This is a genomic window from Spirosoma terrae (assembly GCF_010435915.1).
Lineage (GTDB): Bacteria > Bacteroidota > Bacteroidia > Cytophagales > Spirosomataceae > Spirosoma > Spirosoma terrae.
Genome location: NZ_JAAFZH010000002.1, coordinates 137,563 through 149,523 on the forward strand (window position 1 = coordinate 137,563; position 11,961 = coordinate 149,523).

At 47.4% G+C, this 11,961-nt stretch carries 7 protein-coding genes; 5 read left to right on the forward strand and 2 right to left on the reverse strand.

The annotated features are described in order from the left end of the window. Positions 1-441 precede the first annotated feature (441 nt). Positions 442-3,759, forward strand: coding sequence for an efflux RND transporter permease subunit (locus GK108_RS05640; RefSeq protein WP_163944194.1), 3,318 nt, complete (start codon positions 442-444; stop codon positions 3,757-3,759). Next, positions 3,743-4,870, forward strand: a complete 1,128-nt coding sequence (locus GK108_RS05645; RefSeq protein WP_163944196.1) for an efflux RND transporter periplasmic adaptor subunit — start codon at positions 3,743-3,745, stop codon at positions 4,868-4,870. The genes GK108_RS05640 and GK108_RS05645 overlap by 17 nt, the downstream gene beginning before the upstream one ends. Positions 4,871-4,936: 66 nt before the next feature. Here GK108_RS05645 and GK108_RS05650 read toward each other — a convergent pair whose 3' ends face one another. Beyond that, positions 4,937-6,301 carry a M24 family metallopeptidase gene (locus GK108_RS05650; RefSeq protein ID WP_163944199.1) on the reverse strand — a complete coding sequence of 455 codons (1,365 nt, stop codon included), beginning with the start codon at positions 6,299-6,301 and terminating at the stop codon, positions 4,937-4,939. A 199-nt stretch (positions 6,302-6,500) separates the two neighbouring features. On the opposite strand from GK108_RS05650, the gene GK108_RS05655 reads away from it, so the two are divergent. From GK108_RS05655 to GK108_RS05665, 3 genes are all read left to right on the forward strand, one after another. Next, positions 6,501-9,206, forward strand: coding sequence for a DUF5686 and carboxypeptidase regulatory-like domain-containing protein (locus tag GK108_RS05655; RefSeq protein ID WP_163944202.1), 2,706 nt, complete (start codon positions 6,501-6,503; stop codon positions 9,204-9,206). 86 nt (positions 9,207-9,292) lie between these two features. Beyond that, the gene (locus GK108_RS05660) at positions 9,293-10,384 is read left to right on the forward strand and encodes a glycoside hydrolase family 5 protein (RefSeq protein WP_163944205.1); all 1,092 of its coding nucleotides are present in this window, start codon (positions 9,293-9,295) and stop codon (positions 10,382-10,384) included. Positions 10,385-10,495: 111 nt separating this feature from the next. Further along, the gene (locus tag GK108_RS05665; protein WP_170305382.1) at positions 10,496-11,416 is read left to right on the forward strand and encodes a metallophosphoesterase family protein; all 921 of its coding nucleotides are present in this window, start codon (positions 10,496-10,498) and stop codon (positions 11,414-11,416) included. Between the two features lie 89 nt (positions 11,417-11,505). On the opposite strand, the gene GK108_RS05670 is transcribed toward GK108_RS05665, so the two are convergent. Beyond that, positions 11,506-11,895 (reverse strand): HIT family protein, encoded by a 390-nt coding sequence (locus tag GK108_RS05670; RefSeq protein ID WP_163944208.1) that lies wholly within the window; start codon positions 11,893-11,895, stop codon positions 11,506-11,508. Positions 11,896-11,961: the final 66 nt, after the last annotated feature.

Genomic DNA, 11,961 nt, shown 5'->3' on the forward strand with positions numbered 1-11,961 from the left:
ACCCGACATTTTTTTTATGCGTTCAGCCTAAGCAAATATCTCACAATTTGGTGGGTAGTTTTCGGGCGGCTACTCCCTTACAGGAGCGATCAGACATACTGGAAGTGTGCCTATTTCTGCCTTGATTTATATGGGCTTATTGGAATTGTAACGTAACATATATGATTAAGTGTTTTTACTTACGTAGCACAATTGACTAGCTGTGAATATATAATTTTTCGACTACGTATTAATCAGAAATCAGCAACGCTACTGGCAGAGCTAGAATTACTATTCTGCCATAAATTCATTAACTTTCAGGAAGATATCTGCCTTGATGTAATGTATTTTGGAAAAAATTGGGTTTTACCTGATTTGTCTTTTAGCTAGTCGGTAGGCTTACGGGAAACCTACTGAATAAGACTAACCGAATTAAGATTTTACTAGGAAGTTAAACAGAATATGGATTTAATCAGAGCCGCATTACGCAAGCCAATTACTATTCTGGTTGTAGTAGCAAGCTTGTTCTTTTTCGGAATCAAAGCCGTTAATAACATCAAGATTGATATTTTCCCAAACCTGAACTTACCCGTCATTTACATTTCGCAGCCTTTTGGAGGGTACACACCCACCCAAATGGAGGCTTTCTTTGGTAAACAGTACGTAAACCTGCTGCTGTACGTATCGGGTGTAAAAAGTATTGAAACCAAAAATATCCAGGGCTTAACGCTGATTAAGCTATCGTTCTACGAAGGGACCAATATGGCGCAGGCTGCGGCTGAGGTATCGGCCTATTCCAACCGAGCCCAGGCCATCTTTCCGCCCGGATCGCAGCCGCCGTTTATTCTACGGTTCGATGCTTCTACGTTGCCGGTTGGGCAGTTAGTATTAAGTAGTCCAAAACGAACGAACAACGAACTTCAGGATTTAGCGAACGTGTACATTCGCTCGGGCTTTAGTTCGATTCCGGGACTGGTGGCACCCGCTCCGTTCGGTGGGAATTCGCGGACGGTGGTTATTAAGGTTGACCCTGGGCTGCTACGTTCCCATAATCTTACGCCCGACCAATTAGTGGCCGCGCTACGTATCAATAATGCCGCTACGCCAGCCGGGAACGTACGTATAGGCGATCTCAACTACTTTACGCCTGCCAACACCACAATTAAAGAAATTGGTGATTTCGGCAATATTCCACTCTACACAGGAACCGTTCAGAACCTGTATCTGAAAGACGTAGCCAGCATTGAAGATGGAGCCGACATTACGCAGGGCTACGTACTGGTGAATGGCAAGCGTTCGGTCTACCTGCCGATCACCAAATCGGCCGATGCGTCGACCTGGGAAGTTGTTCAAAATCTGAAGGCAGCGTTGCCCCGTTTCCAGGCCCTACTACCGGAAGACGTAAAGTTGACCTACACGTTTGACCAGTCGGTATACGTAATTAACTCCGTAGAAAGCTTAATAACGGAAGGGGCAATTGGCGCTATCCTGACCGGGTTGATGGTATTATTATTTCTCGGGGATGTACGCGGTGCGCTGATCGTTATTCTGACCATTCCTACCTGTATTATTTCAGGCGTATTGTTTTTGTCCTTGTTTGGGCAAACCATCAATATCATGACCTTGAGTGGGTTGTCGCTGGCCATTGGTATTCTGGTGGATGAATCCACGGTAACGATAGAAAATATTCACCAGCATCTGGATATGGGTAAACCCAAGGCGCTCGCCATTTGGGATGCCTGTAAAGAAATTGCCTTCTCGAAACTGCTGATTCTGTTCTGTATTCTGGCGGTATTTGCTCCGGCCTTTACCATGACTGGTATTCCGGGGGCACTGTTCCTACCGCTGGCGCTGGCCATAGCATTTTCGATGATTACGTCATACCTGATGGCGCAGACGCTGGTGCCCGTTCTGGCTAACTGGATGATGAAAGAACATGCTCATGCCAAAAACGGTAAAGCGCATAAGGAAGTACAGGGCAACCTGATTTCACCTAACGGTGTCAACGGCAAACATAAGAGCAATGGCCATGCGCATACGGAAAAGGACGATCTGCTCGACGCCAAAGAAGAGCTGGCGAATCGGATCGATCTCGATAATGATGGTAAGATTGGCTTGTTTGAACGGATACGGGTACGCTTTGTGCAGTTCATTAATCGGACAATACCCTATCGCAAGCCCATCGTCTTGGTATACGTTGCTGGTGCGTTAGGCATTGCCTTTTTACTTATTACGTCCATTGGTCGCGATGTTCTTCCAAAAGTAGAAGGGGGGCAGTTTCAGGTTCGCCTTCGGGCTCCGGACGGGACGCGGTTAGAAAAGACCGAAAAAATCATGTTACAGGCTATCGACGTATTGAATGGTCTGGTTGGTAAAGAAAACGTAGAGATTACGTCGGCGATGGTTGGTATGCATGGTACGCAGTTTTCAACGAGCCCCATCTATCTGTTTATGGCGGGGCCGCAGGAAGGCGTTCTGCAAGTATCGCTGAAACACGATTACGATGTAGAAATCGATCAATTGAAAGACCGGTTTAGGGCAGGGATAAAAAAAGCGCTACCCGGTGTGAAAATGTCGTTTGAGCCGATTGAACTGACCGACAAAATTCTAAGCCAGGGGTCGCCAACGCCCATTGAGGTTAAACTTATAGGCAAGAATAAACAGCAGAACGAAGAATATGCGAACAAGGTCATTGCCAAGCTGAACAAGATTCCATATCTGCGCGATGTTCAGATTGGTCAGTCGACAAAATATCCAACGATCGATATTACGATTGATCGGACACGGGCAGCACAGCTTGGTACGGATATATCGTCTATTTCGCGTTCGCTGATTGCGTCTACCTCATCATCGCGCTATACCGACAAAAGCGTCTGGATCGATCCAAAGTCGAATCAGAGCTATAGCGTACAGGTTCAGGTGCCGGAGAGCCAGATGAGCAGCGTTAATGACGTGGGCGAAATTCCTGTGCTACCTAATACAAACCGGCCGGTGCTGAGCGATGTAGCCACGATTCAGGAAGGTACTACGTATGGCGAAAACGATAACTCTGGGGCAATTCCGGTGTTATCGGTAACGGCTAACTTATTTGATAAAGATCTAGGAACGGCAGCCCGGGATGTGCAGAAAGCCATCGACTCGCTGGGCGATCCGCCACGTGGTTTAACGATAAAAATGCAGGGACTGACGCAGGTTCTGATTGATACGTTAGAGAGCCTTCAGACGGGTCTTATAACTGCCATTATCGTAATCTTCCTGATGCTGGCCGCTAACTTCCAATCCTTTAAAGTGTCGCTGGTTGTGTTGTGTACAGTACCGGCGGTGTTGGTCGGTTCATTAGCATTGCTGATGCTGACCGGGTCGACGCTGAACCTTCAGTCGTATATGGGAATGATTATGTCGGTAGGGGTTTCAATCTCTAATGCGGTCTTGCTGGTTACCAATGCCGAGGAATTGCGTTTGCGGCATGGCAACGCATTACTGGCGGCCAAGGAAGCGGCATCGGTACGTCTACGGCCAATTCTTATGACTAGTGTGGCGATGGTAGTGGGTATGATTCCGATGGCATCCGGCTTAGGAGAAGGCGGTTCGCAGGCAGCTCCGCTGGGCCGGGCCGTTATTGGCGGGCTGATTGCCTCAACATTTGCGGCTCTGTTTATTCTTCCCTTAGTATTTGCCTGGGTGCAGGAAAAAACCTCAACAGATTCGGTATCGCTCGATCCTGAAGACAAAGACAGTAAGTTCTATATTCCATCTACTTCGTATGAATCGGTTAATTAACAAACCATACCGTAACCTGTTTGCTGTTCTAAGTAGCTTGCTTTTATTCACTTCCCTGACCAGTTGCCATTCGTCGGAAGGTAAAGAAGAAACTGAAGAAGCGCCTGAAGCACCGGCTGCAATGGAAGTGTTTACGCTAAAAAAAGGAAAACTTTCCTCGTCGTTGCAGTTACCGGGCGAACTGGTTGCCTATCGCGATGTGGATATTTACGCCAAGGTGAGCGGTTTTATTAAGACCCTGAATGCCGACGTCGGCTCTGAAGTACGCCAGGGACAACTGTTGGCCCTGGCCGAAGCGCCCGAACTGAGTGCCCAACTGGCATCAGCCGAGTCGAAGCTGAAAGCCCAGGAAGCACTTTCCATTGCCAGCAAGGCGAACTACGAGCGTATTCTGGAAGCCAGTAAGTTTTCGGGTGCTGTGTCAAAAAACGATGTCGATCAGGCATTGGCGAAACGTAACGCCGATCTGGCGCAGCTGGAAGCCGCTAAATCATCGTATCGGGAAGTGGCTGACCTGAAAAAATACCTGGAAATCCGGGCACCGTTCGACGGAATCATTAGCGCTCGTAACGCCAGCACAGGCGCCTACATCGGGCCCTCTGGTAAAGGGTCAGAGTTTCCATTATTTGTATTGACCGAGCAAAAACGGCTTCGTCTGGTTATTTCGGTTCCTGAAGCTTATACGGGCTATGTCGATCAGAACGATGAAGTAAGCTTCAGCGTGAAAGCATTCCCCGATAAAAAATTTACGGGACAGGTGAAACGTCAGGCTGGTGCTCTGGATAAACGCTTACGTTCGGAGCGGGTAGAAGTGGATGTTATCAATAGCGACAAGAAACTGCTACCAGGTATGGTGGCTGAAGTGAACGTACCGTTGCCCATCAAAAACAGTACGCTCATTGTGCCTAAGTCAGCGATTATTAACTCAACAACGGGTGTATTCGTCGTAAAAGTAAACGACGGAAAAGCTGAGTGGATTCCAGTAAAGAAAGGCCTTGAGGAGAAGGATAAAGTGGAAGTATTCGGCGATATAAAAGAAGGTGATACCATCATAGCCGAAGCCAATGAAGAAATTCGGGATGGTGTACCCGTGTCTGTGAAAACCAAGTAATTTGATGATCGTACAATAAAAAGAAACGCCCCGCTACGGGGCGTTTCTTTTTATTGTAAACAGGCTCTATTTAACGTACCCAAGCTTTCGGGGAATGGTATAGATTTCTGTTTGGCGACCGTCGATGTAGCGGAACGCTTTACCGTCGAAAAAGCCATCTTCTTCGAGCATGATACGTACTGTTTTTTTCCACTCTGGAATGTCGACGGCGGCATTTAGCTCGATGGAATAAGCCGTATTAGCCTCCATCGGATAATCGCCTGTGCCGGGAACTCCCTTTTGCTGATCCCACATCCCAATCGCTGGTCCGGCGGCATGGCCATGTGCGCCAATGGGGTGGGAGTAGATCGTTCCTTTAATCCCTTCCTTGCTGGCCAGTTCCAACGCTGCTGATAAGATCTGATTACCCGTTTTGCCAATCTTGAATTGTTCGGTTACTAAGTCCTGTAAACGATTCCCCTGTGCAAATGCCGTTTTAATAGACGCCGGAACGTCTGTTTCGCCCGGACGTAGCACATAAGCATGTTGTTGCTGGTCGGTATTCAGTCGTAGATACGTAATGCCAAAGTCAACATGTAGTAAATCGCCGGGCATAATGACCTGTTTGTCGGGTCGTTTCGAGAATGTACGCAAATGCTCAAAATCCTGTGAATCGTTACGTTGGATATCCACCGTTGGGTGAAACCAGGTATCTAAGCCCAGGTCCGTGATCCGTTGCCGGAACCACCACACTACGTCGTCGGTAGTGGTAACGCCCGGCTGAATAACCTGTTCTGAAAAGCCTTCCTGAATAATCTGATGCGAGAGCCGACAGATAAGTGGATAAATGGCCATTTCCTTCTCCGTACGCGTTTCGAGCCAGCCGACGGACAACCTTTCGGCCGATACAATCCGTGATTTGTAGGCAGTAGGCAGCTTTTGCAGAAATTCTTCGTGTTCCGTAAAACTTAGCCCGTCTGCATGGGCATAGGTTGACGAGAAGTTCAGACCGATCTTCCTGGGTTTACGTTCTTCAATGATTTTCGAGAGAGCATCCCACTGATTTGGCCGAACGTCAATATCCCAGGCTCCTTTCAGCAGTTTGCCTACATCGTAGCGGGCAATGGCCAGCTTTTCTACCGGGTCTTTCCCATTATCAAAGAAGACCATGATGGTACGTCGGCGGGCCGATAGCCACGTACTGGGCAGCATCGTTTTCAGAACAGGATCTTCGTTGTATTCGCGAGAAATAATAATCCACATGTCGATTCCTTCCCGACGCATCAATTGGGGAAGTAGATTGGCGAAACGATCTTCCAGAATATCATCGACGATACGGGCCCGTTCGCGTTCGGGCAGGATAGTGGAAGGGGGGAGCGGCTGAGCGATTGCCGCAGAGGAAAGAACTATAAATGTGAATAATTTGATGAGGGAATGTACTGATTTTGGCATAGAATACAGAGTGTGAGCAGTTTGTAGCAAGATACACAAAGGGATTATAGTTTTTTAACATTTGCTGGGCAACGTTTCTATTCGTTAACGCATCTACTGAAAGACAAGCCGGAAGGCAAAATATTTGTTGTAAGCATAGATTCCTTCCCTACGTTCGTTAGCTTGCTATATCTTGATTGTTGATACAACCTGTTCGTGCATGAAGTCTATATTACTGATTACGTTTATTATTAGCTTGCCTTTACTGGCCAATGCGCAGAGTGGCCTGCGGGGAGTGGTTCGTAATAAACAGGGCGAAGCCTTGCCATATGCAGCCATTGTCGTGAAAGGAACGTCGGCCGGAACGATTACCAACGCAGAAGGCCGCTATGAAATCGCACTGGCGCCGGGGCAGTACACGATTGTCTTTCAGTATCTTGGTTTTCAAACAATTCAGAAGCCAATTGAGATTAATACCGGTTACGCTACGTTGGATGCTACGTTGGAAGAACAGGCGTACCGACTGGAAGAAGTGCAGGCTAAAGCGGGCAATGAAGATCCCGCTTATACAATCATGCGCCGAGCTATTGCCAAGAGCCGGTTTCATCAGCTTCAGGTGCAACGTTTCAAAGCCCGAGTTTACACGAAATCGTCGATTACGGTTACCGATCTGCCTAACCTGGCTGAAATGGCCTTTCGGAAACAGTTAAAAGAAGCGGAAAAGGAAGCCAATTTCAAAGTTGGTGTGCCGATGCTGAACGAAACGGTGTCAGAGGTTTCGTTTAGCCAGCCCAATACGTATCGGCAGAAGATTATTGCGAATCGAAATTCGCAGGGAGATTTCCTGAGCCCCAGTCAGTTCTATAATGCGAGTTTCTATAATCCGACTATTGCTAATACGGTTTCGCCGTTGTCGCCCAAGGCCTTTGCGTACTATAAATTTGAATACAAAGGGACATTTCGAGAGCCTGGGCCTGATGGAAAAGAGGTAGAAATCAGTAAGATTCAGGTTATTCCAAGGCAGTATGGGGAGGGAGTTTTTCGAGGAACAATCTTTATTCTGGAAAATACCTGGGCGATCCATAGTTTGCAACTGGAAACGGTCAACAATATTGGTGTTACGTTCTCCGTCCGCCATGTGTGTAGCCCCATAAAAGGGGTCTGGATGCCAACGAACCAGCGCTACAACGGCAAAGGCTCGTATTTAGGAGTCAAAGCCGAAGGTTACTACATTCGCAATCTGACCTTCAGTGAGTTTGTGGTTAATCCGGCGTTTGTAGAAGATATTGAGGTGGTTGATGAGAAAAAAGCACCACCCACAACTACACTCTCAAGGGGAGACATTAAAGGCAAGCAGTTTGATGACCTGGTTAAGAAGCAGAAAGAGTTTTCAACCAAAAACCTGAAACAGCTTGTCAAGGAATATGAAAAGCAGGAAAAACAGGCTCGTAAAAATCGGAAAGAGGACGTAACGGTTGTGCGCGACGATTCACTCGTGGTAGATACGCTGGCGCGCAGACGTTCCAATACGTTTTGGGATTCGTTACGTTCCGTGCCTTTGACGAGCGCCGAAATTAAAAGCTATCGCAAGGCTGATAGTCTGGGTTTGACCCGTGAAATAAAAGCGCCGGGAACTGATACTACCCGAAAGGATACTACAAAAAAGAAAGCACCAAAGACGTTTACTCTAGGTCATTTGATCGGAGGTAACACATGGCGATTAAGCAAACGCAGCTCCCTGATTTATACGAGCCCAATTACTCGGTTGGAGTATAACACGGTAGAAGGGTATACGGCTGAAGGGGCATTGAATCTTCGTTACCGAGCTAAAGTCGATTCGGTAAGCCGGTATCGACAGATTCCGCTGGGCGAGTGGAATATTGGCGGAACGGGGCGTTATCAGTTTGGCCGTGAAAAATTTGTGGGGTATGGTGAAGCAAGCTATCTCCATAAAAACACCCGGATTGGCGTATCGGGCGGGCGCTATGTGTATCAGTTCAATCCAGATAATCCGATCAGCCCTTTTCTAAATTCGCTGACAACCTTGCTGTTTGAGCAGAATTTTGCCAAGCTATATCAGAAAGATTTTCTAAATATGACCGTCACGGCAACGCCATTCAAGGAACGAGTGCGGTTGACTGGGAGTCTGGAATATGCGCAGCGTTCGGAACTGGCTAATTATAGAGAAGACCTGAAACCATGGATTAATTGGCGAAACCGAACGTTTACGCCGAACCGCCCCGACAACGCTGAATTAGCAAGCACTGGCTTCCAGACCCATAATGCGCTGCTACTTAATTTGACCGCTTCGGCCCGGCTTGGTGCCACTGAATACACGATTCGGAATGGACGACGCGTTGCCCGGCGCGATAACGAAAGCCCGTTGTTAACGGTCAATTACCGGAAAGGCATTGCCGATCTGGCCGGATCGGACGTGGATTATGATTTTCTTCAGGCAAGTATTAGTCATTCGTTTGAGACCGGCATACGTAGCCGATTAAGCTATCAGCTCAGTGCAGGCGCTTTTCTGAATGACCGACAAGTATACTTCCCCGATTTTAAACATTTTGCGGGTAATCAATTTTTTCTGCAACAGGGCGACGTAGTATCGAGCTATCGGTTGCTGCCTTATTATCAGTACAGTACGGGTAAACGGTTTGCGGAAGGACACGTACTGGCTGAGTTTCGGAAACTCTTCATCACGCAGCTTACACTGGTACGGCTGATTGGTCTGAAAGAGAATCTATTTGTCCATTATCTTGCTACGCCAGCCTCAAAGAACTATACCGAAATAGGCTATGGTTTGGACGGTATCATTCCGCAGGTTTTCCCATTCTTTAGAGTCGAAGTTATTTCGCAATGGCAGGACGCTACGTATCAGGGACTAGGCTTCCGGATCGGTACTACGTTGAAGTTTGGCCGGTAGAATTCTACAGCTTGGATAATTAATAGTAAGAAATGAAAGCCTATTAGCGATAAGAATGGTTAGATGAATGAACTTGATCCACTCTTATGCAGCGTCGACAATTTCTACAGGCATCACTTCTCGCATCGACTGGTCTGCATCTGACAGACGCAGAATTACTAAAAACGGCCGTTCTACCCGATCCTAAACCGGATAAGCTACCTCGTTGGCGGGGTTTTAATCTGCTCGAAAAGTTTGTGGCTGGTACGACTGGCCCGGAGCCATCGGGCCCTTATGAGGAGCGTGATTTTGAGTGGATTGCTAACTGGGGTTTCAATTTTGTTCGACTACCGATGTCGTATCATTGCTGGTCTACACCCAATCCGGCGCAGTGGACTCAGATCAACGAGCGGGTGATGAAAGAGGTTGATGAGGCTGTGGATTTCGGGAAGAAATATGGCATTCATGTAAACCTGAATTTACACCGAATTCCAGGGTATTGTGTTAATCCTCCTGCGGAACCACTGAATCTCTGGACTGACGAACGGGCGTTGGAGGCAGCGGTATTTCACTGGAAATACCTGGCAGAACGCTACAAAGGACGCCCTAATCGGGAAGTCTCTTTTGATCTGATCAACGAGCCCAACACCGATGAAGCCAATTACGTACGGGTTATTACGGCCCTCGTTGAAGGAATCCGCTCTGTCGATCCTGATCGATTAATTATTGCAGATGGGCTACAGTACGGCAATCAACCCGTTTTTAAGCTGGCAAATCTTAAGATCGGACAGAGTACTCGCGGTTATTTACCGATGAACGTAAGTCATTACAAAGCGGAATGGGTACCCATGTTGAAAGATGCTCCCGAGCCGACCTGGCCTGCCAATTGGATGAAGATGACCTGGGATCGCAGTACGTTGCAGAAAAATACGATTGAGCCCTGGAAAAAACTCCAACGGCAAGGCGTTGGGATCCACGTTGGCGAGTGGGGTTGTTATAATAAAACGCCCCACGACGTAGCCTTGCGGTATATGGAAGACCATCTGAAACTCTGGAAATCGGCTGGGTGGGGCTGGGCACTCTGGAATTTTCGAGGGGCGTTTGGGATTCTCAACAGCGAACGTACTGATGTTACGTATAAAGACTTTCAGGGCATGCAGCTCGATGAGAAAATGCTGAATCTGCTACGTAGATATTGATTTTGTGTAAACAAACGACTGAAAAACTGGTGGTTAGCTAACAGAAAGATAAAGGGCGTTTAACCTGTAGTTCATACCAGAAGCCGTACTTTGCGCAAACCAATATAACGCATGAATCGTCGCGACGTTGTTAGGCGAATGGGTGCGGGCCTTGCGGCTCTTTCTGCAACAAATCTGGCGGCTGCTCCCCTAGCCGCACCATCAAAACAGCGGGTACTACGTATTGCCCACTTGACCGATACGCACATGCAACCGCTGGTTGGAGCCGCCAAAGGTTTTGAAAAATGCCTTCACCACGTACAGGGATTGTCCGAAAAGCCAGATCTGATCATAAATGGTGGCGATGCCGTTATGGAAGCACATGGCCGGGGACAGGACAGTGTCAGGCGGCAATGGGGATTATATAATGACGTAATACGTAGTGAAAACGCATTGCCGATTCTGAACTGTATTGGCAATCACGATATCTGGTGTAGGAAAGAAACGAAAGTATATTTCGATGATGGCCGAAAATGGGCTATGGACGAATTACAGATGTCGGACCGATATTATAGTCTTGACCGGAATGGCTGGCATATCGTAGTACTGGATAGTGTTCAGCCTAAAGCCGACGGAAGTTGGTACACGGCCCATCTGGACGACGAGCAATATCACTGGCTTGAGTCCGACTTAAAAGTAACGCCCGTTGAGACACCTATTCTGATTGTTTCTCACGTACCAATTCTGGCAGCCTGCGTATTTTTTGATGGACAGCGGTTTTCTGGTGAAAACTGGAGCGTACCGTCGCGTTGGATGCATAGCGACACGATTCGACTAACGAGTCTGTTTCATCGGTATCCGAATGTGAAGTCGGCCTTAAGCGGGCACATTCACCTGGTTGACCGGGTCGATTATGGGGGTGTTTCGTATTTCTGTAACGGAGCTGTCAGTGGGGCCTGGTGGTTTGGAAAATACCATCACACGGCCGCAGGTTATGCTGTTGTTGATTTATTCAACGATGGATCGGTGGAGAATACGTATGTGAATTATTAGCTAGTTAAACAGGATTTACAACAAGAATAAGATTAAGATAAATAATCCTGTTCTTCTTGTAAATCCTGTCAGGAAATTCTAAATCCTATCTACAAATACTGCCTGATTTTTTCCGCTGTGGCTGCCAGTTCGTCTTGGGTTGGCTTCATTTTATTATTAAAATTCATGTCAGCCATAGAGTTAAGCGGAATCAGATGGACATGGGCATGGGGTACTTCCAGACCAACAACAGCTACGCCGATGCGCTTGCAGGGGATGGCTTTTTCAATAGCAGGAGCAATTTTTTTGGCGAAGGCCATTAAGCCAGTATACAGTTCGTCGTCCAGATCGAAAATATAATCGACTTCTTGTTTAGGGATAACCAGCGTATGGCCGGTTGTGGTGGGCATTACGTCCAGAAATGCCAGATAATCGTCGGTTTCGGCAATTTTATGAGCGGGGATTTCGCCGGCAACGATACGAGAGAAGATAGAAGGCATACGTTCGTTTTTGTTTTCAGTTTACAGTTTTCAGAGAGGAATCACAGTAGCGAAAAACCGGAAAAC

Coding starts and splice junctions, on each gene's coding strand:
- GK108_RS05660 (WP_163944205.1), top strand. CDS start 9,293: ATGCAGCGTCGACAATTTCTACAGGCATCACTTCTCGCATCGACTGGT.
- GK108_RS05665 (WP_170305382.1), top strand. CDS start 10,496: ATGAATCGTCGCGACGTTGTTAGGCGAATGGGTGCGGGCCTTGCGGCT.
- GK108_RS05670 (WP_163944208.1), bottom strand. CDS start 11,895: ATGCCTTCTATCTTCTCTCGTATCGTTGCCGGCGAAATCCCCGCTCAT.
- GK108_RS05650 (WP_163944199.1), bottom strand. CDS start 6,301: ATGCCAAAATCAGTACATTCCCTCATCAAATTATTCACATTTATAGTT.
- GK108_RS05640 (WP_163944194.1), top strand. CDS start 442: ATGGATTTAATCAGAGCCGCATTACGCAAGCCAATTACTATTCTGGTT.
- GK108_RS05655 (WP_163944202.1), top strand. CDS start 6,501: ATGAAGTCTATATTACTGATTACGTTTATTATTAGCTTGCCTTTACTG.
- GK108_RS05645 (WP_163944196.1), top strand. CDS start 3,743: ATGAATCGGTTAATTAACAAACCATACCGTAACCTGTTTGCTGTTCTA.